Raw genomic sequence first — 26,255 nt, forward strand, 5'->3', positions numbered from 1 at the left:
AGGGTGTATGAAGGGATCGTCAGCTGGCCCGGCCTGGGCGCTGTCGCGGCGCTCGCTGCTGCTGTCGGGCGGCGCGGCCGCGCTGGCCGCTGCGCCCCGGCTGGCGGCCCGGACGGTCGTTCATGACCTGACGGTGCGGTCTGGCGACCTCATCATCATGGTGGACGCGCTCAGCGACCGTGCCTTCCGCGTGCGGGTGACGCCGCGTCCCGGCGACTCCATGCCGGTTAGCGAGATGCTCGCGCCCTCCGCGCGGCGTCCGCTGGTGCGGAAAAGCCGTTCTGGCGGCAAGACCAGCCTTACCGTGACGCATGCGAAGTGCGAATGGGATCCGGCGACCGCCACCCTGTCCTTCTACGATGGCGCAGGCCGGATGCTGCTCGCAGAGAGCCCAGGATCGCGGCGCGTAACGCCTGCCGACGTGCGCGGCACGCCCACGCTGACTGCGACCCAGGGCTTCGCCAGCCCGCCCGAGGAACGACTCTACGGCACAGGCTGCTTCCAGGACGGGCACCTCAACATTCGCGGCCTGCCGCGCCGGCTGACGCAGGTGAACACCCAGATCAGCCAGCCCTTCATCCTGTCGAGCAAAGGCTATGGCCTGTTGTGGCACAATCCGGGCATGGCGGAGATCAATCGGCCCGACCGGCCGATCCCCCTGGAGCGTACGGCCGTCGCCGGCGCGGCCAAGGCGGCGGACGTGACGACCAGCACCGGCAATGCGCGGGTGGAGCGGCGCGATGCGGAGTTCACCGGCCGCTTCTCGGTGGAGCGGGGCGGACCCCACGCCTTCTTCCTCGACCTCGGCCGCAAGATGTCCTCCCGCCATTATGTCGAGATTGACGGCCAGCCCGCCACCGATCTTGCCAATCTGTGGCTGCCTCCGACGGCGAGCTTCCTGCGCGATCTGACGCCCGGCGAGCATCGGGTGCTGATCCGCGCCGGGGACGAGGACGCGCCCATGCTCGCCTTCGCGCCGGTGGAGGATCGCACGACATGGACCTCGCCGGTGTCGGACGGGATCGACTATGTCGTCATCGCCGGCCCTGCGGCGGAAGAGGTGATGGCGGGCTATCATGCGCTGCTGGGGCCGCAACCGATGCTGCCGCTCTGGGCCTTGGGCTACATCCATTGCCGTGAGCGCTTCCATTCGTCGGAAGAGATACTCGCCACTGCACGCGAATTCCGGCGGCGGCGGCTTCCCTGCGACATGATGGTACAGGATTGGCAATATTGGGGCAAATATGGCTGGAACGCCATGCGCTTCGATGAGGCCAACTATCCCGATCCCGCCGGACTGGTGCGCGACCTCCATGCCATGGACATGGGGCTGATGCTTTCGGTCTGGTCGAAGGTCGGCAAGGACACCGAACTGGGCAAGCAGGTTGCCGTGCGCAATTTCTACATCCCCGGCACCGAATGGGTCGATTTCTTCAACCCGGCCGCCGCGCGCTTCTATGCCGACAACCAGACGCAGCGGCTGGGGCGATTAGGCATCGACGCCTGGTGGCAGGACGCGACTGAGCCGGAAAATGACGATCTGGCCGGCCGCACCATCTATGCGGCGGGTGGGCGCACCCAGCCGGGCGAGATGCGCCGCAACGTCTATCCGCTTCAGGTCAGCCGGACGGTCTATGAGGCGCAGCGCGCCGCCTTCCCGGACAAACGGGTGATGATCCTGACCCGCTCCGCCGCGCCGGGGCAGCAACGTTATGCCGCGGCGACATGGTCGGGCGACATCGGCAATGATTGGGAAACGCTGAAGCGTCAGATCCCGGCCGGCCTCAACATGGCGGCGGCGGGCCAGCCCTGGTGGACGGTTGATGCCGGCGGCTTTTTCCGCCCCGGCAAAGACCAATATGATGACCCCACCTATCGCGAGCGCTTCCTGCGCTGGTTCCAGTTCGCCTGCTTCCTACCGATGACGCGCGTCCATGGCTATATGACCGACACCGAGTTCTGGCGCTATGGCGATCAGGTCGAACAGGTAGCGCGGCGGTTTCTGGAACTGCGCTACAGGCTGCTGCCCTACAGCTATGCTCTGGCGGCCGATGCATCGACGCGCGGCGTGCCGCTGATCCGCCCGCTCGTTTTCGACTTCCCCGACGACCCTGCGGCGCTGGACCAGGCGCACAGCTATATGTTCGGCCCGGCCCTGCATGTCGCCCCGGTGCTGGCGGCCGATGCCCGGCAATGGGACGTCTATCTGCCCCGCTCGGATGGCGGCTGGTATGATTTCTGGACCGGCGCACGCCGCGAGGGCGGGCAGGTCCACCGGGTCGACGCGCCGATCGACCGCATACCGTTGCATGTCCGGGCGGGCAGCATTTTGCCGCTGGGGCCGCTGGGCCAATCGACCGCCGGGCTTCTTGGTCGAGACCTCGACCTGCTGGTCTGGCCCGGACGGAATGGATCGGCCTTCCTCTATGAGGATGACGGAACGTCCTACCGCTATGAGCAGGGTGCATCCGCGCGCACCGCGCTCAACTGGGACGATGCAGCCCGGCGACTGACGATCGGGCAGCGCACCGGCAGCTTCGTGGGGATGAAGCCACGACGAATGATCACTGTTCACACCATGACGGGCGAGGGCGGTGCGCTCGACCGCGCCGAAGGACGAACCCTCGACTATGCCGGCGCGCCGGTGATCCTGTCCCTGCGCTGACAGGCGGACTTCGGGTCAGAGCGTCTCCGACACGCGATAGCGCTCCGCCACCGCCTTCTTCGACAGGTTTGGGCGCATTGCGGCGCGGGCAGCCTGCATCGCGTCGAACTGGATGATATCGGCCAGCGGGGGGATCGTCACCGTCTCGCGGCGGTCGAAGCCGACCAGAGCCGCATCGACGAGCTCGTTGACGTCCATCACCATGTCGGCTGGAAAGCTGTCGACATCCTTGCCCGACCGCTCCCAGATTTCCGTGCGGGTCGCGCCCGGCAACACCGCCTGCGTATAAATGCCCTGCGCGGAAAGCTGCGCCGACATCGCCTGGCTGAGGTTCAGCAGATGCGCCTTGGTGCCGCTATAGATGCCATCGAACATTTCGGGCGCCAGAGCCAGCACGGAGGCGATGTTGACCACCGCGCCTTTGCCCTGCGCCACGAAAGCCTTGGCCGCCGCCGCCGCGAGCCGGGTCGGCGCCGTGATGTTCAGCGCGATGATCCGGCTGATATTCTCGGGTCCGTTTTCCAGCAGGCTGCCGTTCAGCGACATGCCGGCGTTGTTGACGAGGATGCCGACATCGCCCTGCGCCAGCCGCGCCTCGATTTTCGCGACGTCTGCGTCCGCGGTAAGGTCGGCGGGAATGATCTCGATCGCCACGCCCGTTTCGCTGCGCAGGCGTTCGGCCAGCGTTTCCATGCGCGCGGCGTCGCGGGCTACCAGGACGAGATCGTGGCCCCTCTTGGCAAAACGATCTGCATAGATCGCGCCGATGCCGCTCGACGCCCCGGTGATGAGGACGGTGCCTTGGGTGATGCTCATTGCTTGTCTCCATTGACTCGATCCAACGAGTCACTTGCATATTGATAGTTAAGTGGCTATCATAATGCAATGGATGCTGAAAAATATTCGGTGGGGCCTTGCCCCGTCGCTCGCGCCTTGCTGAGGGTGGGGGACGCATGGAGCATGATGATCCTGCGCGACGCTGGCTATGGCGCGACCCGCTTCGACCAGTTCCGTCAGTCGCTCGGGATCGCGCCGAACATCCTGACGCGGCGGCTGGCGGCGCTCACGGCGGATGGTTTGCTGGAAAAGCGGCGCTATTCGCAGCATCCGCCGCGCGACGAATATATTCTGACCGCCAAGGGCCGGGATTTCCTGCCCATCCTCGCCGCCATTGGTGCCTGGGGGGAAAGGCATCATGGGGAGGGCGGCACCAGCCGGATCGCAGACGCTGAGACGGGCGCGCTGGTTGCCGCGGTGGTGATTGACCGCGAAAGCGGCCGGCCGCTCGGCACTTTTCCTACAAGGTTGGTTCCGCCAGATAGCGCCGAGTGACGCCGGCCGCGATCAGACCCGGTCCGCCTGCACCACGATGTCCAGCGCCCGCAGCGCCGACAGGATACGGTTGAGATGCTGCGCGTCCGCGACTTCCAGGTCGATGATGTCGGTGTGGAACGGGCCTTCGCGGTTCACCAGTTGCAGGTTCAGGATGTTCGCCTTCGTCGCGCCGAACACGTTGGCGACAGCGGCGAGCGCGCCCGGCTGGTTCTTGACGATGACGGACAGGCGGGCGGTGCCGCCCTTCGACTTGCTGTCCCAGGCAAGGTCGACCCAGTCGTCGTCCTGATCCACCTCCAGCGATCGACAATCGATCGTATGAACCTCGATCGGCTCGCCGGTCCGCCGCACGCCCACGATCCGGTCGCCCGGCACCGGATGGCAGCAATCGCTGAGGCTGTAGGCAATGCCGGGGGTGAGGCCGCGGATCGACACCGGCTCATGCTGGCGCGGATGCGCTTCCTCCATCCCCTCCGCCGTGGTGGAGCCAGGGATCAGCGCTTCCATCACTTCGCTGTCGAGTACGCGGTGCGTGGCGATCGCGACCATCAGCGCCGCGCGGTCCTCCAGCTTCAACCGCTTGAGCGCGGCGGCCAGCGCCTTGTCGCCCAGTTCCTTGGCAAGGTCGGGAGAGAAGCGGCCGACGATCTCCTCATAGAGTTTCTCGCCCAGCTTGATCTCCTCGCCCCGCTGCTTCTGGCGGATATAGCGACGGATCGCGGCGCGCGCCTTGCCTGTGATGGCAAAGGTCAGCCACCCCGGCTGCGGCTCCTGTCCTTCGGATTTCAGGATTTCGACCTGATCGCCATTTTCTAGGCTCGTGCGCAGCGGCACGACACGGCCGTTGACCTTCGCGCCCACCGTCTGGTTGCCGAGCGAGGTATGAACCGCATAGGCGAAGTCGACCGGCGTCGACCCCTTGGGCAACTGGTGCAGCTCGCCCTTGGGCGAAAAGGCGAAGATGCGGTCCTGATACATCGCCATGCGCGTATGTTCGAGCAGTTCGTCCGCGTCCTGGCTCTGTTCCAGGATTTCAACGAGGTCGCGCAGCCAGGCGGCATGATGATCGGCCGCATCGCCCTTCTGCTTGTAGGCCCAGTGCGCCGCAAGGCCCATTTCCGCGTCATTGTGCATCGCCCGGCTGCGGATCTGCACCTCGATCCGGGCATTATCCTGGTGAATGACGGTGGTGTGCAGCGACTGATAACCGTTGCGCTTGGGCGTGGAGATATAATCCTTGAACCGGCCGGGCACCATCTTGAAGGTCTGGTGGATGATGCCGAGCGCGCGGTAGCAATCCTCCACCGTCTCGGTGATGACGCGGAACGCCATGACGTCGGTCAGCTGTTCGAAGCTGATGTGCCGCTCCTGCATCTTCTTCCAGATGGAGTAGGGGTGTTTCTCGCGGCCCGAGACGCTGACCGAAAGGCCCTTGCCCGCCAGCAGCAGTTGCAGCTCCGCGCCGATCCGGTCGACCTTGTCATGGCCGCCTTCCTTCAGCTGCTCCAGACGGCGGGTGATGCTGTCATAGGCCTCCGGCTCGATCTCGCGGAAGGCGAGCAGCTGCATTTCGCGCATGAAGTCGTACATGCCGATCCGCTCGGCCAGCGGGGCGTAGATGTCCATCGTCTCGCGGGCGATGCGGCGGCGCTTGTCGGGATTCTTGATGAAGTGCAGCGTGCGCATATTGTGCAGCCGGTCGGCCAGCTTCACCAGCAGCACGCGGATGTCGTCCGACATGGCGAGCAGGAACTTGCGGAGATTTTCCGCAGCCCGCTCATTCTCGCTCATCGCCTCGATCTTGCTGAGCTTCGTGACGCCATCGACCATCCGCGCGACGTCGGGGCCGAAGGCGCTCTCTATCTCCTCATAGGTGACCAGCGTGTCCTCGATCGTGTCGTGGAGCAGCGCGGTGACGATGGTCTGGTCGTCCAGGTTGAAGTCGGTCAGGATGCCCGCGACCTCGATCGGGTGGCTGAAATAGGGGTCGCCGCTGGCCCGCTTCTGGCTGCCATGTTTCTGGACGGAAAAGACGTAGGCGCGGTTGATCATCGCCTCGTCCGCATCCGGATCGTAGCGCTTCACCCGTTCGACAAGTTCATATTGACGCAGCATCGTTGCCCGATTGTGAGAGAACCGCCTTGCCGCGCAACAAAAAAATCCCATCATGGGTCATTTAGCGCCGCGCTTTTTGCAACGGGGGCGGCTTTGCGCTATATGACAATGTCATGAAGCATAATCTGGCCCAGGATCTGGAACAATGCGCGCTTCCCGCCGCGCTGGAAGCGATGGGGGAGCGTTGGTCCTTCCTCATCCTGCGCGGCGCGCTGTCTGGCATCCGCCATTTCGAGGAGTTCCAGTCGACGCTGGGCATCGCCCGCAACATTCTCGCCAACCGGCTCGCCCGGCTGGTGGAAAATGGCATCATGTTGCGCCAGCCGATGATGTGCGACCGCCGAAAGGTCGAATATCGGCTCACGGAAAAGGGGCAGGATCTGGCCCCCGCCATGATCGCGTTGCGCCAATGGGGCGAAAAATGGGGCTGCGCGCCCGCCTCCTGCCAGGTGCTGGCCGACAAGCGCGACCGCAAGCCGATCCGCGGGGTCGCGATCCAGGCGCATGACGGCCGGGCGCTCGATCTCACCGATCTCGTCTGGGTGTGTACGGATGAGGTAACTCCGATGGCGCAGGAGCCGGCTCAGGCCGCATAAGCGCACTGGGGTACAGGCGCAGCGGCCGCCCTTCATGAACGGAGTGTTTCCATCCGGCGCGTGGCGAGCTAGGCTCTGCCGCAATGTCCGTGACCCGTATCCAGCCTCAGCCCTTCTTTGCTGACAAGAACCGCGCCTTCTGGAATCTCCAATCCTTGGGGTGGGCGGGTGCCTTCCTGCTGCGCGGCTCGTCCACCGTCGCCAATGGGCAGCCCTTTTCCAGCCTGATCCCGGTGCTGATATCCACCGTTACCGGCTATTCGGTGACGCTGCTGATCGCGGTCGTCTTCCGCTTCCTGCTCAAGCAGCGGCCCATCATCACCTGGGGCGTGTCGATCCTGACGGTTGTGCTGGCGGCGGGGCTGGTCGCCTTCATCGACGCCTGGGTCTTTTCCACGCAGAACCGCGCGAGCGAGACGGCGGGCCTGCAATTGTTCCTGGGTGCCTTCTACCTCTCGGTGACGCTGATCGGGGCCTGGTCCGCGCTCTATTACGCCATCAACTTCTACCTGACGGTGGAGGAGCAGGCGGACCAGTTGCTGCGCCTCGAAAATCAGGCGGCGAACGCTCAGCTCGCGATGCTGCGCTACCAGCTCAACCCGCATTTCCTGTTCAATACGCTCAACAGCATCTCGACGCTGGTGCTGCTGAAACAGACCGACCGGGCGAACGCGATGCTCTCGCGCCTGTCCTCTTTCCTGCGCTACACGCTCATCAACGAACCCACGGCTCAGGTGACGATCGAGCAGGAGATCGAGACGCTGAAACTCTATCTGGAGATAGAGAAGATGCGGTTCGAGGATCGGCTGCGCACCAGCTTCAGCATCGATCCTGCCGTAGCCAAGGCGCGGCTTCCGTCTCTCTTGCTTCAGCCGCTCGTTGAAAACGCCATCAAATATGCGGTCACGCCCAAGGAGGAAGGCGCAGATATTTCGGTCAGCGCGCAGCCTGCCGGTGAAAACGTCCGGATCATCGTATCGGACAGCGGACCGGGATTGAACGAAGGCGGAATGAAGCCGCACATTCCCATGAGCGAGGGGACGGGCGTTGGACTGCCGAACATCCGGGACCGGTTAATTCAGGCCTTCGGGGAACGACAGAGCTTCGAAACGCGTTCCACGCCGGGCGGATTTTCGGTCATTATCGAATTTCCGCTTAACATGGATGAAACATCGAAAGTGGCCGCATGACCATCAGAACAATCCTCGTCGACGACGAAAGCCTGGCTATTCAAGGCCTTCAGCTGCGTCTCCAAGCGCATGAGGATGTCGAAATCATCGAAACCTGCACCAACGGCCGCGAAGCGATCCGCGCCATAAAGACGCACAAACCCGACCTTGTGTTCCTTGACATTCAAATGCCCGGTTTCGATGGCTTTTCCGTCGTCCAGGGCATGATGGAGGTCGAGCCGCCGCTCTTCATCTTCGTGACGGCCTATGGCGACTATGCGATCCGCGCGTTCGAGGCGCAGGCGGTCGATTATCTCATGAAGCCGGTCGAGGATGGCCGGCTCGCCGATGCGCTCGACCGCGTGCGCCAGCGCCTGTCCGAAAAACGGCAGGTGCAGGAGGCCGAGAAGCTGCGCGAAGTGCTGGCCGAGGTCGCCCCCCAGGCGATGAGCGATTTTGCGGCGGACGACGACACGCCGGCCGCCAACCGGTTCGAAAAACTCATCAACATCAAGGATCGCGGGCAGATATTCCGCGTCGACGTGGATTCGATCGAGCGGATCGACGCGGCGGGCGACTATATGTGCATCTACACCGCCGACAATTCGCTGATCCTGCGCGAAACGATGAAGGATCTGGAAAAGCGCCTCGACCCGCGCAATTTCCAGCGCGTCCACCGCTCCACCATCGTCAACTTGAGCCAGGTCCGCCAGGTAAAGCCCCACACCAACGGCGAATGTTTCCTGGTTCTGGAAAGCGGCGCCCAGGTAAAGGTCAGCCGCTCCTACCGCGACGTGGTGGCCCGCTTCGTGCATTGAACGTTGCCGGGTAGCTTCAAAATCTCCGTTCGCCCTGAGCCTGTCGAAGAGCGCTCTCTTCTCTTTTGATGGAGCAGAAGAGCAGGGCTTCGACAGGCTCAGCCCGAACGGTCAAGGTACAGCCTATGTCCCGACCTTGTCAGATCGTCGACCGCGTCGGCCGCACGATCAGCGTGCCCACATCGACATCGGCCGGCTGCTCCACCGCATAGGCGATGGCGCGGGCGATCGCGTCCGGGGTCAGGGCGATAGAGCGGAAATCCACCATCGCCTGCGCTGCGACCGGGTCGGTGATCGTGTCGGCCAGTTCCGACTCCACCACGCCCGGCGCGATGATGGTGACGCGGATGTCGACATGCTCCATGCGCAGCGCTTCGGATATGGCGCGCACCGCATATTTGGTCGCGCTATAGACGCCGCAGGTCGGCCAGACGGCATAGCCCCCGATCGACGACACGTTGACGAACTGGCCGCTGGCCTGGGCCTTGAACCGGGGCAGGGCTGCCGCAATGCCGTGCAGCACGCCGCGAATGTTGACGTCGATCATCCGGTCCCATTCATCGACCTTCAGGCTGTCGAAACGCGACAGCGGCATCAGCCCCGCATTGTTCACCAGCACGTCGATGCGGTCATATTCGGCTTCGGTGGCGGCGACGAACGCCTCGAAATCGGCGCGATCGGTGACATCCAGCGACCGGAAGGCAACCGATCCGCCCGCCGCGTTCAATTCTTCCGCTAGTCGCTCCAGCCGGTCGGTGCGCCGCGCGCCGATCATCAGCTTCGCGCCCCGCGCCGCCAGCAGCCGCGCCGTTCCCTCGCCGATGCCGCTGCTGGCGCCGGTGATCGCAATGACCTTGTTCTCCATCGTCATGATAGCTTCTCCTGTGTCCGGCGGATCGACTCTCGATCCGATGACCCCCAAATGCCGCGACAGGCGGCAAGGACGGTAGAATGGTCGTCCGGAAAGATTACACGATTTTCCGATATCCACTGGCTGGGCGTGGAAAAGCGCTGGCAGCGGCGGTATAGGAAGGGCGCAAGGAGATGCCGCATGTCCCATCAGGCCTTGGCCGATCTGATTGCCCGATATGCCGAAACGGACGGCCTGTTCGAAACCGAAATTCCGCGCCTCGGCGTCGTCCGCTGGTCCAGCCAGGGCGAGCCAGTGCACATGGTCCAGCGCCCCGCGCTTTGCATCATCGCGCAGGGTGCCAAGCGCGTCCTGATGGGGGAGGCGGTTATCGAATATGGACCGGCAAGCTATCTCGTCGCGTCGCTCGACCTGCCGATCACCGGCACGGTAATGCAGGCGAGCAGGGAGGAGCCTTATCTCTGCTTCTGTCTCTATCTCGACCCGCCGATCCTGTCGGACATCGCGCTCGCGCTGCCGCCAAGCCCGGTGCAGGACGGCCCGGCCATGTCCCTGCAACCGGTGACGCCCGAATTGCTGGATGCCGCGACGCGCCTGACCGCGCTCCTGGGGCAGCCGGATAGCGCCCCGCTGCTCGCCCCGCTGATCGAGCGCGAACTGCTCGTGCGCCTGATGACCGGCCCCAGCGGCGGCATCGTCCGCGCCATCGCCGCTGGCGAGAGCCGCACGGGCCAGATCGCGCGCGCCATCGCCTGGCTGAAAGCGCATTTCCGCGAGCCTTTCAGCGGCCCGATGCTGGCGCAGATTGCCGGCATGAGCGTGTCGAGCTTCCACGACCATTTCCGCCGCGCCACCGCCATGACGCCGCTGCAATATCAGAAGCAGTTGCGGCTGCAGGAAGCGCGCAGCCTGATGCTGGCCGACCGGCTTGACGCGGCGGAGGCGGGTTTCCGCGTCGGCTATGACAGCCCCTCCCAATTCAGCCGCGAATATCGCCGCCTCTTTGGCGCGCCGCCCCAGCGCGACCTCAGCCGCCTGCGCGCCCGGCCACAGGTAGCGCTGGCGATCTAGCCCGTCAGCGGAACACCCATTGGCGGTTGAGCACGAACACCAGCGCGGGCGTCACGAAGATCATGGCGGGAATGGGCGACCAGTCGGGCCAGCGCAGGTGCGTAACACACAGGAACACCCATAGCGCGTTGAGCGCATAACTGATGACCGAAACGGCCACGAAGCGGAGCCCGCGCGCGGCATGGTTCGCCTCGCCGCCATGGCCGCGAAAGGTGAACAGGCTGTGCGACACATAACCGATCGCGACCGCCGCCAGATAGCCGATGAAATTGGCAAGCTGCACATGCAGCCCTGCCAGCGCGGCCAGTACCCAGTAGATCGCCGCCTGACACGCGGTGACGAACAGCCCCGTCAATCCATAGCGCAGGATCTGCCAGAACAGCGCCTGATGCTCCGGCGACAAAGGTGACAGATATTTCATGACGGTCCCCGTTGCGCTTTGGTGCGGAGCCTCTAATCGAGCGGCATGACATTGCATAGCGGCCATAGCGTGCGAAACCGCGCCCTTGTGTGGGCACGCATCCTGCTGGACCAGGCGCAGCGCCACTGGAAATGGCTGACCCTGCTGATCTGGATCGCCACGGCTGTCGGCTATGTGACCGTGCGCTGGCCCGCGATCCACTGGCTGGTGCTGGGCGATACGGACGATAATATCCGCTATCTTCAGGTGAAGGACTGGCTGGCAGGGCAAGGCTGGTTCGACCTGCGCCAGTATCGGCTGGACCCGCCTGTGGGCGCGAACATCCACTGGTCGCGGCTGGTGGACCTGCCGATCGCTGGCCTGATGCTGTTCTTCCGCGCCTTCTTGGACCAGGGGCTGGCCGATCGGCTGGCCTGCGGCATTGCGCCGCTGTTCCCGCTGCTGCTGCTGATGCTGAGCCTCGGTTTCATCGGGCGGCGGCTGGCGGGGCCGAACGGCTGGCTGCCCGCCGTGTTGGCACCCTTCGCGACGCAGATGGCGCTCGCCATGTATGCACCGATGCGGATCGATCATCATGGCTGGCAACTGGCGCTCGCATTGACGACGCTGGCCGGGGTGATCGACGAGCGACGGGTGCGCGGCGGCATCATGGCGGGGGTCAGCAGCGCGCTGTCCGTCGCCATCGGCATGGAGATGATCGTCTATCTGGCGGCGGGCGGCGCGCTGATCGCGCTGCGCTGGGTATTCCGACCGGGCGCGGAGCGGCGGATGCTGCCCTATGGCATCAGCCTGGCGGGCGCGACCTCCATCCTCTATCTGCTCTTCGCCAGCTACGCCAACCGGGCGATGGTTTGCGACGCGATCTCGCCCATATGGGTGGCGGTGTTCGGCGCGGCGGGGGCGGGGATGGTGCTGTTGTCGCTGTTGCCCCTGCGCGGATGGCCGATGCGGATGGCGGCGGGCGCTGTCGTCGGCGGCGCGGTCGCGGCCTTTCTCTACCTGAACTGGCCCCAATGCCTCAGCCCCTACCAAATCTCGCCCGAACTGCAGCGGCTGTGGCTGGTCAACATCCGTGAGGCAAAACCGATCACGGCGCAGGCGCAAAGCCTGGTCGTGCCGTTGATGGCGATGCCGGTCGCAGGCCTCCTTGGCCTGCTCTGGGCATTATGGGATTCGCGACACGACAGCGAGCGGCTCTGGGCCTGGGCCACGGTGGGCCTCATGATGCTCTTCTCGACCGCGCTGCTCTTCTGGCAGTTGCGCGCAGGGCCGGCGGCGCAATTGCTGGCGATCCCGCCCGCCGCCTGGGCCGCGCACCGGCTGGTCGCGGCGCTCTTCACCGGCACGAAGCGGGCGCGGATCGCGGCGGGCATCGGCGCGGCGCTGATCGCGCTCGCGGCAGCGGCATCGCCCCTCTATGCGCCGGCCCTGGCGCTCTGGCAGCAAGCGACCGGCACCACGCTAAAGCCCTGGCGGCCGTCCGCCAAGGCGCGCACCGATGCGATCAACAAGGCGAACGGCCGGTGCCGCACGCTGCCCGCGCTGGAGGTGCTGGACCAGCTGCCGCCCGCCACCATCTTCACCATGGTCGATCTCGGCCCGCGCCTGATCGCCACCACGCACCACAGCGCCATCGCCGGCCCCTATCATCGCAATGGCGCCGCGATTCTCGACATCCACCACGCCTTCGACGGGCCGGCGAGCGCCTTCCGGCCCATCGCGGCGAAGCATCATGCGACCTATCTGCTGATCTGCCCGGCTTTCCCTGAAGGCACCATCTATCAGGCGCGCAGCCCGAGGGGCTTCTATGCGGGGCTGATGCGGGGCGAACGGCCTGACTGGCTGGAGCCGGTGCCGCTCAGGACGGGCATGACGTTGCCCTACCAGCTCTACCGGATCCGCTATTAACGGCGGACGGCGAAGAAGTCGCGCAGCAGAGCCGAGGCTTCCGCCTCGGCCAGCCCGCCATAGACCTCAGGCCGATGCAGGCATTGCGGCTGGGTGAAGAGGCGCGGCCCCTGTTCGATCGCGCCGCCCTTCGGATCGGACACGGCATAATAGAGCCGCGCGATCCGCGCATGGGAAATCGCCCCCGCGCACATCGGGCATGGCTCCAGCGTGACCCAGATGTCGCACCCCGTCAGGCGGAAATCGCCGAGCGCCGCCGCTGCCGCGCGCATAGCGACGATTTCGGCATGGGCGGTGGGGTCATTGTCGCGGCGGTTGCGGTTCTGTCCTTCGCCAAGGATCGCGCCATCCTTCGTCACGACCGCCCCGATCGGCACTTCGCCCGCTTCCCCCGCCGCCCGGGCAAGGTCGAGCGCGCGACGCATGGGGGCGGGCAAGGGAAAGGGCGGAGCAGCCATGCCCCGCCCTTACAACAGTCCGCCCGCGCCGCAAATCTCAGGGCTTCTTCACATCCACCGTCGGCACCTGAACGGTCTCGTTCCGCGTGCCCACTTCGACCTTGGCGACGCTCGCTTCATATTTGGGCAGTTCGCCGGGCTTTACCTGCACCTCCGGCAGGCTTCCGGCCTGCGTGCGTTGCAGGTCGATGAAGCCGGTGGCGATCCCGCCGGCCAGGATCAGCAAAATCACGATCAGCACGCCGCCTATGGCTTTCATTGTCGCCTCCTCGGGTATATGGAAGAACAAACGCCGCGGCGCGCGAAAGGGTTGCGCGCCAGGGGCTGCTGCGGGTTGACGGCTCGGCCGAATCCCGTTATCGGCGCGGCTTTCCGAACGAACCCGAATTCAAAGGTTGATTGACTATGTCGCGCATCTGCGAGCTGACCGGCAAGGGCCGCCAGGTGGGTCACAATGTGTCCCACGCCAACAACAAGACCAAGCGTGTGTTCCTGCCGAACCTCCAGAATGTCTCGCTGATCTCCGAGGCGCTGGAAACCACCGTCAAGCTGCGCGTGTCGACCCACGGCCTGCGTTCGGTCGAACATAATGGCGGCCTGGACAACTGGCTGGTCAAGACCAGCGACGACAAGCTGTCGCTCAAGGCCCGTCGCCTGAAGCGCGACATCCTCAAGAAGAAGGCCGCCGTCGCGGCCTGACCTTCCCCGATTCGTTTCGGCATAAGGAGCGGCCCCTCACCGGGCCGCTTTTTTGCGTTTCCTCCCTTCACCGCGGGGCGCATTTCAAAGCAGCGCCGCCAACCCGAATTTCAGCAGCAGCGTGCGCTGGAAAAATTCGTGATTGTCGTCCGACACGACCCAGATCACCCACCGCCCTTTTTCCCGCGTGATCGCGATCCCCTCGAAATTGTCGGCCAGTAGCGGAGGCGCGAGCCGGGCGAGGGTGCGCGCCTTCAACACCGTCCCGCTTTCCATCCGCTTCGGCAACTCCACGATGGCGATGGTGGCGCTGAACAGGTCCTGCACCGTCAGCCGCCGGTTCAGCACCAGCAGGTGTCGCGCGTCGAGCGCCACAGCGTCGGTGGGGCGATAGCCCTGCGGCGGCGCATAGCGCAGATGGATGGGGGCAGGCGTGTCCTTTTCGGCAGGATCGCGTGCGAAGAGGAGCACGTCATGCCGCCCGTCCGGTGTCATCCCCATCTCGCCAATGGCGATGAAGCGCCCGTCCGGCAGGCGGGCAAGGGACTCGATCGACCCGGTCTCCGGCCAGGCGACGATCTCCGGCCAGGTGCGGCACGCCTCCACCCGCGCGAACCCCGGACTATAGCGACAGATGGCCTGCAGCATCTCGAAGCCGACCCAATAGCGGTCGCTCTCCGGATCATGGGTCATCGATTCCGAATCCCACATCCACCAGTCGCGATGCCTGTCCTGCGGGCGGATCGGCAGCGGCGCGATGAAGGGGCGTCGCCGATCCGGGCCGGACCCCACATGGAACCCGGTAAGGGTGCCGGAATCGCTCAGGCCCAGCACCTGTCCGTCTCCGTCGACCAGCAGGGACGACATGCCTCCGAACCCCGGAGCATCGCTTTCCAGCGACCATCCGCCCAAATAGGTAAGCGCGCCCAAGGTGCGCCTTTCGGGATCTGCACTGTCCAGCGCTACGGGGTGGGCATGGACCAGCAGCGCGCCCGCATGAACAATGGCCGGCTTGTTGACAGGGGGAGCAGGCAGAAGGAGCACGGCCAGCGCCAGGACGATCAGGATTCGCTGCATCGCGGCCCGGCATAGGCGATTATCGGTCAAGGTGCAGCAGTTGCGTGACAAGATGCGCCAGCATGAACGAGCGCTGTCACCGCCATTCAGGCTCGGCTCAAACCGACTCGGGCATAACGGGATCAATCGATGGGCAATCCCGTTCTGTCCAGGGACGCCGCCCAAGAGGATGGCTATTGGAGGAGCAACGCCATGAAGATGAAGTTTCTTGTGAATATGGGAGCCGCTCTGGCAATGGGCGCTGCGTCCTTCGTCGCCACTACGGCCCCTGCCAGCGCCCAATATTATCGCGGCGGCTATGAACGGGGCGACTATTATCGCGGCGGTTACGACCGCGGCTATCGCGGTTATCGCGGCGACCGTGGCGGTTATTATCGCGGCTATGACCGTGGCTATCGCGGCGATTATTATCGCGGCGGCTATCGTGGCTATCGCGGCGGCTATCGCTGCCGGGACAATGGCACGGGCGGCACCATCATCGGCGCGATCGCCGGTGGGCTGCTGGGGAACGAGATCGGCAAGGGCGGGCGTGACCGGTACGGCTACCGCCGTGGCGATGGCACCACCGGCGCGATCGTCGGGGCGGGCGTAGGCGCGCTGGCCGGTCGGGCGATCGACCGCAACTGCTGATATCCCGTCTTATACGACCAAGGGAAAGGCTGCTCCTCACAAGAGGGGCGGCCTTTTCGCGGTTCAGCGCGGAATGCCCTTCGGCGGTCGTCTCTCGCGATCCGCGCGCGCGGCGCTGGTCGCGGCAGGATTGAGGCCGGCATCCGCCGATCCGCGCGGTTCCGCGTCCAGCCGGGCGGCGGCTTCGTTGAGCGCTTTGGCGTCGCCGGCGCTAACGCCGCCGACGCCGTCCTGATCGCCCGACCCGCAGGCAGTCAGCATCGCCAGCAGGGACATGGCCCATCCCATCCGCATCGCGCTGATCCTCCCGCCAAAGGAAAAGGGGCCGCGCCGTTTCCGGTGCGACCCCCTCCCTAAACTCGAAATCCCCGGTGGGACTTACATCGCGTTCGCGGCGTTGTTCGTCGCGTTCGACGCGGCGTTCGCGGCGTTGTCGGCGGCGTTCAGCGCAGCGTTCATGGCGTTGTCGGCAGCGTTCGAAGCGTTTTCAGCGGCGTTCGCGGCGTTGTTGGTGGCGTTTTCATGGCCGCCCGAGCAAGCAGCGAGGCCGAGCGAAGCAGCGAGAACGAACGAAAGAGCAATCGACTTGGTCATGGGCTAAACCCCTCTCTGAGAAAAACAAATTGCAGACCACTCTCGGAGAAAAGCTCACCCCCCATTGCGCCTGCGCGCCGATTCGTAATGAGTTGGGCGATCCAACGCAATCCGTTTTTAACGTGGCGCAAAGGGAGAGGGGGCACAAAACCGCCTCATGGCTACCCCGAACACCTGCCCATTGACGCATATAAAGATTTCTTTATATGATCCTTCCATGCACGCGGCACTCGACATTTTCCGGGCACTTGGCGATCCCACGCGGCTGCGCATCGTCCATCTCCTGCGTGCCATGGAACTGGCCGTGGGGGAGATCGCGCAGGTTGTGGGGCAGAGCCAGCCGCGCGTGTCGCGCCACGTCCGCATACTGGCCGAAGCCGGGCTGGTGGAACGGCGCAAGGAAGGTAACTGGGTTTTCCTGCGCCTCTCCCGCACGCCGCCCGTCGCCCCTTTCCTCACCCTGTTCGACCGGCTGGAGCCGTCCGCGGCCGAAGCGCTTTGGCAGGCGGCCGATCTGGCGCGCCTGGCCGCCGTGCGCGCCGATCGCGCCCGCGCGGCGGAGAGCTATTTCGCCGAACATGCCGAACAATGGGACGCGATCCGCTCGCTCCATGTCGCGGAAGCCGATGTCGAAGCCGCGATGATCGCGCTGCTTGCCCGCGAACCCATCGGACGTATGCTCGACATCGGCACCGGCACCGGGCGCATGATCGAACTGTTCGGGGGGCAGGCGGACGCGGTGACGGCGCTGGATCGCAGCCCCGACATGCTCCGCCTCGCCCGCGCCAAGCTGCCGCAGGATGCGGGCGACAAATATGCCCTGTTGCTGGGCGATTTCCTCGACTTGCCGCTCGACCCCGCCAGCGTCGATACGGTGCTGCTGCATCAGGTGCTGCACTATGCGCAGGCGCCCGAAACCGTCATTGCGGAAGCGGCGAGGGTGATGGCGTCGGGCGGCCGGGTGCTGATCGCCGACTTCGCCGCGCACGAACGGGAAGAGCTGCGCACGCGGGACCAGCATGCGCGCCTCGGCTTTTCCGACGATCAGATCGCCGGCTGGTTTGCGCAAGCGGGCCTTGCGCTGGAACGGGTGGAAACGCTGCCGGGCCAGGAATTGACGGTACAACTCTGGCTGGGCCGGCGCACGGGCGCGCAGGTTCTGCCCATCGAAGGACGGATTTCCGCATGACGAACATCGATCCCGCCGTACCGCATTTTGCGGACCTGGGCGGCGACGCCCGCGTGAGCTTTGAATTCTTCCCGCCCAAGACGGAGAAGATGGAGGCGCAGCTCTGGTCGGCGATCGAGACGCTGACGCCGCTTGGGCCGCAATTCGTGTCCGTCACCTATGGCGCGGGCGGATCGACGCGGGAGCGGACCCACAATACCGTCGCCCGTATTGCGCGGGAAACGCCACTGGCCGCCGCTGCGCACCTGACCTGCGTCGCGGCCAGCAAGGCGGAGATCGACGACATAGCCGACGCCTATTGGGAAGCGGGCGTGCGCCACATCGTCGCCCTGCGCGGCGATCCGCCGGAAGCGGGCGGCCGGTTCGAGCCGCATCCGGACGGCTACAGGGGTGCAGCCGAACTGGTGGAGGGGCTCAGGAAGCGCCATGATTTCGAGATCAGCGTGTCCGCCTACCCCGAAGTGCATCCCGAAGCCGCGAGCGCGCAGGGCGACCTCGACAATCTCAAGCGCAAGCTGGACGCCGGTGCCACCCGCGCCATCACGCAATTCTTCTTCGAGCCAGCCACCTATTTCCGCTTCATGGACAAGGTGCGCGGGCAGGGCATCGACGCGGACATTGTGCCGGGCATCATGCCGGTCAGCAATTTTGCCGCTGTCCAGCGCATGTCCGCCATGTGCAACACCGATGTCCCGCAATGGATGGCCCGGCTGTTCGATGGCCTCGACGACCTGCCCGCCGCCCGCCAACTGGTGTCGAGCACGATCGCGGCGGAACTGTGCCGCAAGCTGCACGAGGGCGGCGTGCGCGACTTCCATTTCTACACGCTCAACCGCGCCGAAATGAGCTATGCGATCTGCCATCTGCTCGGCCTGCGTTCGAAGGTGAAGGCCGAGGCGGTAGACGCCTGAATATAAACCGCCCTTCCGTTCGGTTCGAGCTTGTCGAGAACCCTAACGCGCAGGGTTCTCGACAAGCTCGAACCGAACGGGACGAGGGGACAAGAAAATGACCGCCGAAGACCAACTCCGCCAACTTGCCGCCGAGAAGATCCTGATCTTCGACGGCGGCTATGGCACGTCGATCCAGAAACATGGCCTGACCGAAGCCGACTATCGCGGCGATCTCGACCTGCCCAAGGACCAAAAGGGCAATAACGACCTTCTCTGCCTCACCCGGCCCGACATCGTGGAGGGCATCCACGCCGCCTATCTGGAGGCGGGCGCGGACATGGTGGAGACCAACACCTTCTCGTCCACCAAGATCGCGATGGCAGATTATGGGTGCGAACATCTGGTGTGGGACATCAATGTCGCCGCCGCGACGCTCGCCCGGTCGGCCTGTGAGAAAGCCACGGCAAAGGACGGCAAGCCCCGCTTCGTCGCCGGCTCCATTGGCCCGACGAACAAGACGCTGTCGATCTCGCCCGACGTCAACGATCCGGCCTATCGCGAGGTCGATTACGACACGCTCAAGGCCGACTATCGCGAACAGTGCGACGCGCTGATCGCGGGCGGCGTCGATTTTCTGCTGGTCGAAACCTGCTTCGACACGCTGAACGCAAAGGCGGCGGGCATGGCCGCGCGCGAAGCGGAAGCTGCGGCAGGCCGTCCGGTGCCGCTGATGCTCAGCTTCACCATCACCGACATGTCCGGCCGCAACCTGTCGGGCCACACGATCAACGCCTTCTGGTATTCGCTGCGGCACCTGAAGCCGCTGACGATCGGCGTGAACTGTGCCTTCGGCGCGGACCTGCTGCGGCCTTATCTGGCCGAACTCTCGAAAAATGCCGACACGCTGATCCTGGCCTATCCCAATGCCGGCTTGCCCAACGAGCTTGGCCAATATGACGAGCTGCCCGAAACCACCGCGAAACTGATCCGCGACTGGGTGGACGAGGGGCTGGTCAACATGGTCGGCGGCTGCTGCGGCACGACCCCGGCGCATATCGGCGCGGTGGCGCGGGCGCTGACGGGCGAAAAGCCGCGCGCCGTGCCTGAGCTGCCGGTCGTGACGCGGCTTGCGGGTTTGGAGCCGATGCACATCGCGGCTTGATCTTTAGTTCCCCTCCCGCTTGCGGGAGGGGTTAGGGGAGGGCCTGTAAAGGCTCGCCCTCCGACATGCCCTCCCCCGCCCCCTCCCTAAAGGGAGGGGAGAAGGTAAGAAAATGACCACGACCTCCACCGCCACCTTCGTCAACATCGGCGAGCGCACCAACGTCACCGGATCGGCCAAGTTCAAGAAGCTCATCATGGCGGGCGACTATGCCGCCGCGATCGACATTGCGCGCGAGCAGGTGGAGAATGGCGCGCAGATCGTCGATGTGAACATGGACGAAGGCTTGCTCGACGCGGTCGAGGCGATGACCACTTTCCTCAAGCTCATGACTTCGGAACCGGACATCAGTCGCGTGCCCGTCATGATCGACAGTTCCCAATGGGAAGTGATCGAAGCCGGCCTCAAATGCGTCTCCGGCAAGCCGGTCGTCAATTCGATCAGCATGAAGGAAGGCGAGGCGATCTTTCTGGAACATGCCCGCAAATGCATGGCCTATGGCGCCGCCGTGGTCGTCATGGCCTTCGACGAGACGGGGCAGGCGGACACGAAAGCGCGCAAGGTCGAAATCTGCGAGCGCGCCTACAAGCTGCTGATGACCATCGGCTTCCCGCCCGAGGATATCATCTTCGATCCCAATATCTTCGCGGTGGCGACGGGGATCGAGGAGCACAACAATTACGGCGTGGACTTCATCGAAGCCTGCCGCGAGATCAAGGCCCGCTGCCCGCACGTCCATATCTCGGGAGGCCTCTCTAACTTCTCCTTTTCCTTCCGCGGCAACGAACCCGTGCGCCGGGCGATGCACAGCGTCTTCCTCTACCACGCCATCCCCGCCGGGCTGGATATGGCGATCGTCAACGCCGGCCAGCTCGACGTCTATGACGCGATCGACCCCGCGTTGCGCAAGGCGTGCGAGGATGTGCTGCTGAACAGCGACCCCGAAGCCGGCGACCGCCTCGTCGCGCTGGCGGAAAGCTACAAGGGCAAGGACGCGGCGTCCGAAAAGGCCGCGCAGGAATGGCGCGGCTGGCCGGTCGCCAAGCGGCTGGAACATGCGCTGGTCAAGGGCATCGACATGTATGTGGTCGAGGATACGGAAGAAGCCCGCCTCGCCGCCGCCCGCCCTATCGAGGTGATCGAAGGCCCGCTGATGGACGGCATGAACGTCGTGGGCGACCTGTTCGGCGCGGGCAAGATGTTCCTGCCGCAGGTGGTGAAATCCGCCCGCGTCATGAAGAAGGCCGTCGCCCATCTTCTCCCCTATATCGAGGCGGCGAAGGAGCCGGGCGCCAAGGGCAAGGGCAAGATCGTCATGGCGACGGTCAAGGGCGACGTCCACGACATCGGCAAGAATATCGTCGGCGTCGTGCTTCAGTGCAACGGCTTCGAGGTCATCGACATGGGCGTGATGGTGCCCTGGCAGGACATCATCAAGGCCGCGAACGAAAATGACGCCGACATGATCGGCCTCTCCGGCCTCATCACCCCTTCGCTCGACGAGATGGTGACGGTCGCGGCGGAAATGCAGCGCGCCAACATGACGATGCCGCTCCTCATCGGCGGCGCGACGACGTCGAAGGTCCACACCGCCCTGCGCATCGATCCCGCCTTCACAGGCCCGGTCGTCCATGTGCTGGACGCCAGCCGCGCCGTCGGCGTCGCCACCGCGCTGGTCAGCGACACGCAGAAGACCGACTTCGTGCAGAAGACAAAGGACGATTACGCCCATGTCCGCGCCGCGCGCGAGGGCAAGGGGCAGAGCCAGCTCCTGTCGATCGAGGACGCGCGCGCCAACGGCTTCGAGATGGACGAGAGCCTCAAAGCCCCGCGTCCGCGCCTGCCCGGCGTCCATGTCTTCAAGGATTGGGACTTGAAGGATCTGGTCAACTATATCGACTGGACCCCCTTCTTCCGCGCCTGGGAATTGGCGGGCAATTATCCCGCGATCCTGGACGACGCGGTCGTGGGCGAAAGCGCGCGCAGCCTCTTCGCCGACGCCCAGAAAATGCTGGAGCGGATCGTCGAGGACAAGTGGCTGACCGCGCGGGGCGTTGCCGGCCTGTGGCCCTGCCGCCGAGTGGGTGACGACATTATCGTCCATGTGGAGGACGAGAAACATTATCGCCTGCCCATGCTGCGCCAGCAGATCGCCAAGCGGGAAGGCCGGGCCAATATGTGCCTGGCCGACTTCATCAGCCCCAACGGCGACTGGATGGGCGGCTTTGCCGTCTCGATCCACGGCATCGAACCGCATCTGGCGCGATTCAAGAATGCGATCGACGATTATTCGGACATTCTTCTCAAGGCGCTGGCCGACCGCCTCGCCGAAGCCTTTGCCGAGCGGCTGCACCATTATGTCCGCACCGCGCTCTGGGGCTATGCGGAGGGCGAGCAGCTCACCAACGAAGCACTTATCAAAGAGCAGTATCGCGGCATCCGCCCTGCGCCCGGCTATCCCGCCTGCCCGGAACATAGCCTCAAGCCCATCCTGTTCGAGATGCTGGACGCCCATCACGCGACCGGCATCAGCCTGACGGAGAGTTTCGCGATGCTGCCCACAGCGGCGGTCAGCGGCTTCTATTTCGGCCATGCGCAGGCCGAATATTTCGGCGTCGCCCGCGTGGGCCGCGACCAGCTGGAGGATTATGCGCAGCGACGCGGCATCGATCTCGACACGGCGGAGCGCTATCTGCGGCCGAATCTGGATTGACGCGCCGCCGCTGAGCGCGGTGATATGCGGCAGCGGCCGCCAGGGGCCTTTGGGGACGAAAGATGAAGAACCGGAACGCCGCGCGTGCATGTCTGACGATCGCCATGACGATGCTGGCCGCTGGTCCGGTTCCTTCGGCGGCAGCGACTGCGCCATACGCTGCCGAGACGTCGACGGCTTCCTTCATCCCGTCTGATTTTAGCCCTCCGATGCTGGTGCGGACCGCCACGTTCAAGCTGGTCCCGCTCGGCCCGGCCTTGGTCAAAGTTGATTTCGACGCCTACATGTCGTCGATCGAGCATCTGCAGAAGACGTTCACGCGCAGCACCGACTGGCCCCATGCGGGCATTTCATCGGCTGACGCGATGCGCGACATGGAGGCCGAAGAGGCGCGGTTCAAGAAGCGCGAATCCTTCGCCTACGCCGTGCTGACTCCCGATGGCCGCCGTGAGCGTGGCTGCGTTTATGTCTATCCCGGCACGGTCGCGGGATATGACGCGGTGGCCAGGCTGTGGGTGACCAAGGCCGAATATGACGCCGGCTTCGACGCCGAACTATATGATTGGGTCGTGCAGTGGATAGGGAAGGACTGGCCCTTCGCGAAAGTCGCCTATCCCGGCCGCTCGATTCCTTGGGAAAGCTGGGACGCGATGGTCGCTGCGGCGCGCAAGGAATAACAGCGCCGGTCATGGGAAATGGCCGTCCGCTTCCTATCTGTGCCTCATGAAAATCTTCACCATAGGCTATGAGGGCACCACGCAAGCGGCCTTGATCGAAGCACTGCGCGAAGCGGGCGTGCGCCTGCTCGCGGATGTCCGCGCCGTGCCGCTGTCGCGTCGGCCGGGCTTTTCCAAGAACATCCTCGCCGCCGGCCTCAGGGAAGCAGGGATCGACTATGTCGGGTTGAAGGCGCTTGGCACGCCGGCCGAAGGACGCGAAGCCGCGCGCAAGGGCAATCACGCCCGGCTCGCCGAAATCTACGCGCGCCAGCTCGATCTCCCCGAAGCCATCGTGCAGGCGGAACAGCTCAAAGACATGGCGCGCGACACGCCCACCGCCTTGCTCTGCTTCGAGCGCGACCCCTCCGGCTGCCACCGCTCGCTGTTGCTGGACGCCGTTCTGCCCGAGGCGGAGCGGATCGACCTCTTTCCCGCCTAAGCCATTGGCGCGCCGCCTGTCCCATATCGGGTCAGCGGCGCATTAACCCTGTTCCCGCCTTGGTGGGCATGGCCCCAGCGCCTATCCTGCCGCCCATGCGCATCCTCTCGACCAGCCTCCTCGCCGCCGCCGCGATTGCTTCCGCCGCGTTGGCGCAAGGCACGCCAGCGCCCTTCACGCTGGCCGAATCCGGCCGCTCCTTCGCCACGCTACGCGACGCGCTGGCGGCGGTCGGCGACGGCAGCGGCACGATCCTCGTCGCGCCCGGCACCTACCGCCAATGCGCCGTGCAACAGGGCGGCGACGTGACGATCCGCGCCGCGACGTCCGGCACCGTCATCTTCGACGGCGTGCCGTGCGAAGGCAAGGCGGCGCTGGTGCTGCGCGGCCGCTCAAGCAGTGTCGACGGCATCATCTTCCAGAATATCCGCGTGCCAGACGGCAATGGCGCGGGCATCCGGCTGGAAAGCGGCAACCTGACCGTCGGCAACAGCCTGTTCCGCAACAGCGAGGAAGGCATATTGACCGGCGACTTCGATGGCGGTCAGGTGCGGATCGACAAGTCCACCTTCCGCAAGCTAGGCCGGTGCGACCGCGATCTCGACTGCGCGCACGGCGTCTATATCGGCCGTCTCACCAGCCTTTCCGTCACCAACAGCCGCTTCGACCAGGGCGACGGCGGCCATTATCTCAAGACCCGCACGGCGCGTGTGACCATCACCGGCAACAGCTTCGACGACAGCGGCGGCCATCTCACCAATTACATGATCGACCTCAGCAACGGCGCGAGCGGCGTTATTTCCGGTAACGAAATGGTGCAGGGCAAGGACAAGGATAACTGGTCCGCCTTCATCACCGTCGCGCCGGAAGGCCGCGAACATTCGAGCGCAGGCCTGGTGATCGAAGGCAACAAGGCCGGCTTCGTTCCGGGGTTGGAGCGCGGATCGACCTTCGTCGCCAACTTCACCGACGATCCGGTAAAGATCGGCGCGAACCAACTCGCTCCGTCGATGAAGGTGAAGGACCGCCGCTGACTCGGCCGCGCATTTGCGCTACCATGGCGCAATGCGCACCACCTATGACAGCGCGACCGTCCGCCTCTACCATCTGGGCGATGACGGCGGCGCGACCACCATCATGTACGGCCCCCTGAGCCAGGCCCTGCTCGCGGCGGAGCAGCAGCCCGCCCAAGTCCAGGAAGGCCTCTTCCTCGCCACCGACAATGACGTGGTCGCCTATCTGGATTTCGTCGAGGGCTGAAACTCACCCCTCAAACCCGAAGGGCTCGCGCGTCCGCCGATGATCGTCGGTCAGCATCTCGCGGCCGATGGGCGGCGCGGAGCGGGCCATGCACCGGGGGCGATGGCAGAGGCGACAGGTGACGCCGATCGGCGTCGGCTCCTCCTGCGCCTGTCCCTGCGTGTAGACCAGTCGGTGCGCATGTTCCGCCGAGCAGGCGAGCGCGATCGCGCGCTCCACCTTTGGCGCGCCCCATCCGCCGCCGCCCGCCGTCACCGTGCGCGCGATGGAGAAGAAGCGCTGCCCGTCGGGCAGCTCGAGCCACTGCGTCACCACTTCGCGCGGCCGCTCGAACACGCGATGCACCGACCAGAGCGGGCAGGAGCCGCCATGCCGCGCGAAGGGGAAACCCGCGCCATCCAGCCGCTTGCTCACATTCCCCGCCGGATCGACGCGCAGGAAGAAGAAGGGGACGCGCTCCTGACCCGGCTTCTGCAACGTGGTCAGCCGATGCGCCGTCTGTTCGAAGCTGGTGCCGAACTGCCGCGCCAACGCCTCCACATCGTATCGCTTCGCCTCCGCCGCCTTCGCAAAGGCGCCATAGGGCATCAGGATCGCCGCCGCGCCATGGCTTGCCAGCGCGCGCCGCGCCAGCCGCCGTCCGCTTTCGCTGGCGAACTGACCGTCTTTCAGCAGATTGTCGAATGTTGCTCGCATCTCCAGATAGGCAATCTGCAGCGCAAGCTGAAACTGCGAACTCGCTCCGTCCAGCCCGTCGTCCAGCAGCACGGCGTCGCGGTGCCGATCCAGCCGTCGCATCGACCCGGCCATGACGTCGCCGGGCAGCCGCCGCACCCGCAGCCCGTGCCGCGCACGCAGCCAGCCAGCCAGGCCGCCTTCCGCCTCCACCTCCGCCGCCAGCTTTTCCCCCGCATCGTCCAGCGCCGGGAAGCAGTTCCGCCGGGCGGCGAGGAAGCGGCGCGATTCTGCCACCGGATCGGCCGCTTCCTCCCGCGGCGCGTCGCCGGCATTCCGATCCGCCAGCGCCAGATGCTCTTCGCGATAGCTGGTGTAGAGCCGCGTCAGCGCTTCGGCGATGCCCGGATAGTTGACCGCCACGTCTCCGGTCGCCAGCGCCGGCAGGTCGATGTCGGCAAACATTGGATCGCGCAGCACCGCCTGCAGCCGCGCCGTCTGCTCCGCTCCGCCGTCGCCCGCCACCTCCGCCATGTCGAGCTTGTAGGTGCGGGCCAGGCGCAGCAGCATGTCGGCCGTCAACGGCCTCTGATTGCGTTCCAGCAGTGCGACATAGGAAGCTGAAATCTCAAGGTCAGCCGCCATGTCCGCCTGCGTCAGGCCAAGGTCGCGGCGCAACCGCCGCAGACGCGGACCCATATAGACGGGGCGGTCCCTGCTCATGACGACATCCTCCTGTGCATCTATTTACAACTTTACAGCATAAATCTGTAAAGAT

At 65.1% G+C, this 26,255-nt stretch carries 27 protein-coding genes; 17 read left to right on the forward strand and 10 right to left on the reverse strand.

Annotation, left to right across the window (positions count from 1 at the left end; all coding sequences use genetic code 11):
- Positions 1-7 precede the first annotated feature (7 nt).
- Positions 8-2,665, forward strand: a complete 2,658-nt coding sequence (locus ACFQ24_RS13675; protein ID WP_380912094.1) for a glycoside hydrolase family 31 protein — start codon at positions 8-10, stop codon at positions 2,663-2,665.
- 15 nt (positions 2,666-2,680) lie between these two features.
- Here ACFQ24_RS13675 and ACFQ24_RS13680 read toward each other — a convergent pair whose 3' ends face one another.
- On the reverse strand, positions 2,681-3,481 hold the full coding sequence (locus ACFQ24_RS13680; RefSeq protein WP_380912096.1) for an SDR family NAD(P)-dependent oxidoreductase: 801 nt from the start codon (positions 3,479-3,481) through the stop codon (positions 2,681-2,683).
- 69 nt (positions 3,482-3,550) lie between these two features.
- Here ACFQ24_RS13680 and ACFQ24_RS13685 point away from each other — a divergent pair, with 69 nt between their 5' ends.
- Positions 3,551-3,997 (forward strand): winged helix-turn-helix transcriptional regulator, encoded by a 447-nt coding sequence (locus ACFQ24_RS13685; RefSeq protein ID WP_380912098.1) that lies wholly within the window; start codon positions 3,551-3,553, stop codon positions 3,995-3,997.
- Between the two features lie 12 nt (positions 3,998-4,009).
- Here the strand turns inward: ACFQ24_RS13685 and ACFQ24_RS13690 are convergent, their stop codons facing one another.
- Entirely contained in the window at positions 4,010-6,115 is a 2,106-nt protein-coding gene (locus ACFQ24_RS13690; protein ID WP_380912100.1) for a RelA/SpoT family protein, read from the reverse strand.
- 113 nt (positions 6,116-6,228) lie between these two features.
- On the opposite strand from ACFQ24_RS13690, the gene ACFQ24_RS13695 reads away from it, so the two are divergent.
- The 3 genes from ACFQ24_RS13695 (at position 6,229) to ACFQ24_RS13705 (ending at position 8,698) form a co-directional block, all read left to right on the forward strand.
- Entirely contained in the window at positions 6,229-6,711 is a 483-nt protein-coding gene (locus ACFQ24_RS13695) for a winged helix-turn-helix transcriptional regulator (RefSeq protein ID WP_380912102.1), read from the forward strand.
- Positions 6,712-6,794: 83 nt separating this feature from the next.
- Entirely contained in the window at positions 6,795-7,901 is a 1,107-nt protein-coding gene (locus ACFQ24_RS13700) for a sensor histidine kinase (protein ID WP_380912104.1), read from the forward strand.
- Positions 7,898-8,698 carry a LytR/AlgR family response regulator transcription factor gene (locus tag ACFQ24_RS13705; protein WP_380912106.1) on the forward strand — a complete coding sequence of 267 codons (801 nt, stop codon included), beginning with the start codon at positions 7,898-7,900 and terminating at the stop codon, positions 8,696-8,698. Before ACFQ24_RS13700 ends, ACFQ24_RS13705 begins: the two co-directional genes overlap by 4 nt.
- Before the next feature lie 139 nt (positions 8,699-8,837).
- Here the strand turns inward: ACFQ24_RS13705 and ACFQ24_RS13710 are convergent, their stop codons facing one another.
- Positions 8,838-9,569, reverse strand: coding sequence for an SDR family oxidoreductase (locus ACFQ24_RS13710; RefSeq protein ID WP_380912108.1), 732 nt, complete (start codon positions 9,567-9,569; stop codon positions 8,838-8,840).
- 180 nt (positions 9,570-9,749) lie between these two features.
- Between ACFQ24_RS13710 and ACFQ24_RS13715 the strand changes: the two genes are divergently transcribed.
- Positions 9,750-10,640: an AraC family transcriptional regulator gene (locus ACFQ24_RS13715; protein ID WP_380912110.1), complete on the forward strand. Its 891-nt coding sequence runs from the start codon at positions 9,750-9,752 to the stop codon at positions 10,638-10,640.
- A 4-nt stretch (positions 10,641-10,644) separates the two neighbouring features.
- Here ACFQ24_RS13715 and ACFQ24_RS13720 read toward each other — a convergent pair whose 3' ends face one another.
- Entirely contained in the window at positions 10,645-11,061 is a 417-nt protein-coding gene (locus tag ACFQ24_RS13720; protein WP_380912112.1) for a GtrA family protein, read from the reverse strand.
- Positions 11,062-11,106: 45 nt separating this feature from the next.
- Here ACFQ24_RS13720 and ACFQ24_RS13725 point away from each other — a divergent pair, with 45 nt between their 5' ends.
- The gene (locus tag ACFQ24_RS13725; protein WP_380912116.1) at positions 11,107-12,969 is read left to right on the forward strand and encodes a hypothetical protein; all 1,863 of its coding nucleotides are present in this window, start codon (positions 11,107-11,109) and stop codon (positions 12,967-12,969) included.
- Here ACFQ24_RS13725 and ACFQ24_RS13730 read toward each other — a convergent pair.
- Together ACFQ24_RS13730 and ACFQ24_RS13735 are read right to left on the reverse strand one after the other, a co-directional pair.
- Complete coding sequence (locus ACFQ24_RS13730) at positions 12,966-13,427, reverse strand: nucleoside deaminase (protein ID WP_380912118.1); 462 nt, start codon at positions 13,425-13,427, stop codon at positions 12,966-12,968. The two genes, ACFQ24_RS13725 and ACFQ24_RS13730, sit on opposite strands and share 4 nt — an antisense overlap.
- Before the next feature lie 37 nt (positions 13,428-13,464).
- Positions 13,465-13,686, reverse strand: a complete 222-nt coding sequence (locus ACFQ24_RS13735; RefSeq protein WP_380912120.1) for a hypothetical protein — start codon at positions 13,684-13,686, stop codon at positions 13,465-13,467.
- A 146-nt stretch (positions 13,687-13,832) separates the two neighbouring features.
- On the opposite strand from ACFQ24_RS13735, the gene rpmB reads away from it, so the two are divergent.
- The gene (rpmB, locus tag ACFQ24_RS13740) at positions 13,833-14,126 is read left to right on the forward strand and encodes a 50S ribosomal protein L28 (protein ID WP_066767868.1); all 294 of its coding nucleotides are present in this window, start codon (positions 13,833-13,835) and stop codon (positions 14,124-14,126) included.
- A gap of 84 nt (positions 14,127-14,210) precedes the next feature.
- Here rpmB and ACFQ24_RS13745 read toward each other — a convergent pair whose 3' ends face one another.
- Positions 14,211-15,203, reverse strand: coding sequence for an esterase-like activity of phytase family protein (locus ACFQ24_RS13745; protein ID WP_380912122.1), 993 nt, complete (start codon positions 15,201-15,203; stop codon positions 14,211-14,213).
- A 192-nt stretch (positions 15,204-15,395) separates the two neighbouring features.
- On the opposite strand from ACFQ24_RS13745, the gene ACFQ24_RS13750 reads away from it, so the two are divergent.
- A complete protein-coding gene (locus ACFQ24_RS13750; protein WP_380912124.1) occupies positions 15,396-15,833 on the forward strand; it encodes a glycine zipper 2TM domain-containing protein in 438 nt (145 codons plus the stop codon).
- 63 nt (positions 15,834-15,896) lie between these two features.
- Here ACFQ24_RS13750 and ACFQ24_RS13755 read toward each other — a convergent pair whose 3' ends face one another.
- Both ACFQ24_RS13755 and ACFQ24_RS13760 read right to left on the reverse strand, forming a co-directional pair.
- The gene (locus ACFQ24_RS13755; protein WP_380912126.1) at positions 15,897-16,127 is read right to left on the reverse strand and encodes a hypothetical protein; all 231 of its coding nucleotides are present in this window, start codon (positions 16,125-16,127) and stop codon (positions 15,897-15,899) included.
- 84 nt (positions 16,128-16,211) lie between these two features.
- The gene (locus ACFQ24_RS13760; RefSeq protein WP_380912128.1) at positions 16,212-16,427 is read right to left on the reverse strand and encodes a circumsporozoite protein; all 216 of its coding nucleotides are present in this window, start codon (positions 16,425-16,427) and stop codon (positions 16,212-16,214) included.
- A gap of 217 nt (positions 16,428-16,644) precedes the next feature.
- On the opposite strand from ACFQ24_RS13760, the gene ACFQ24_RS13765 reads away from it, so the two are divergent.
- The 8 genes from ACFQ24_RS13765 to ACFQ24_RS13800 all read left to right on the forward strand — a co-directional run bounded on the left by ACFQ24_RS13765 (position 16,645) and on the right by ACFQ24_RS13800 (position 24,802).
- On the forward strand, positions 16,645-17,616 hold the full coding sequence (locus ACFQ24_RS13765) for an ArsR/SmtB family transcription factor (RefSeq protein WP_380912130.1): 972 nt from the start codon (positions 16,645-16,647) through the stop codon (positions 17,614-17,616).
- The gene (gene metF, locus ACFQ24_RS13770; protein ID WP_380912132.1) at positions 17,613-18,527 is read left to right on the forward strand and encodes a methylenetetrahydrofolate reductase; all 915 of its coding nucleotides are present in this window, start codon (positions 17,613-17,615) and stop codon (positions 18,525-18,527) included. The genes ACFQ24_RS13765 and metF overlap by 4 nt, the downstream gene beginning before the upstream one ends.
- Before the next feature lie 97 nt (positions 18,528-18,624).
- Positions 18,625-19,671 (forward strand): homocysteine S-methyltransferase family protein, encoded by a 1,047-nt coding sequence (locus ACFQ24_RS13775; RefSeq protein ID WP_380912134.1) that lies wholly within the window; start codon positions 18,625-18,627, stop codon positions 19,669-19,671.
- Positions 19,672-19,783: 112 nt separating this feature from the next.
- A complete protein-coding gene (gene metH / locus ACFQ24_RS13780) occupies positions 19,784-22,384 on the forward strand; it encodes a methionine synthase (RefSeq protein WP_380912136.1) in 2,601 nt (866 codons plus the stop codon).
- Between the two features lie 62 nt (positions 22,385-22,446).
- Complete coding sequence (locus ACFQ24_RS13785; RefSeq protein WP_380912138.1) at positions 22,447-23,061, forward strand: twin-arginine translocation pathway signal protein; 615 nt, start codon at positions 22,447-22,449, stop codon at positions 23,059-23,061.
- A gap of 46 nt (positions 23,062-23,107) precedes the next feature.
- Positions 23,108-23,542, forward strand: a complete 435-nt coding sequence (locus tag ACFQ24_RS13790; RefSeq protein ID WP_380912140.1) for a DUF488 domain-containing protein — start codon at positions 23,108-23,110, stop codon at positions 23,540-23,542.
- A gap of 95 nt (positions 23,543-23,637) precedes the next feature.
- A complete protein-coding gene (locus tag ACFQ24_RS13795) occupies positions 23,638-24,576 on the forward strand; it encodes a right-handed parallel beta-helix repeat-containing protein (protein ID WP_380912312.1) in 939 nt (312 codons plus the stop codon).
- Positions 24,577-24,607: 31 nt separating this feature from the next.
- Positions 24,608-24,802, forward strand: coding sequence for a hypothetical protein (locus ACFQ24_RS13800; protein ID WP_380912142.1), 195 nt, complete (start codon positions 24,608-24,610; stop codon positions 24,800-24,802).
- A 3-nt stretch (positions 24,803-24,805) separates the two neighbouring features.
- Here ACFQ24_RS13800 and ACFQ24_RS13805 read toward each other — a convergent pair whose 3' ends face one another.
- Entirely contained in the window at positions 24,806-26,200 is a 1,395-nt protein-coding gene (locus ACFQ24_RS13805; protein WP_380912143.1) for a helix-turn-helix domain-containing protein, read from the reverse strand.
- Positions 26,201-26,255: the final 55 nt, after the last annotated feature.

It is taken from the genome of Sphingobium olei, from assembly GCF_042678845.1.
GTDB classification, from domain to species: domain Bacteria; phylum Pseudomonadota; class Alphaproteobacteria; order Sphingomonadales; family Sphingomonadaceae; genus Sphingobium; species Sphingobium olei.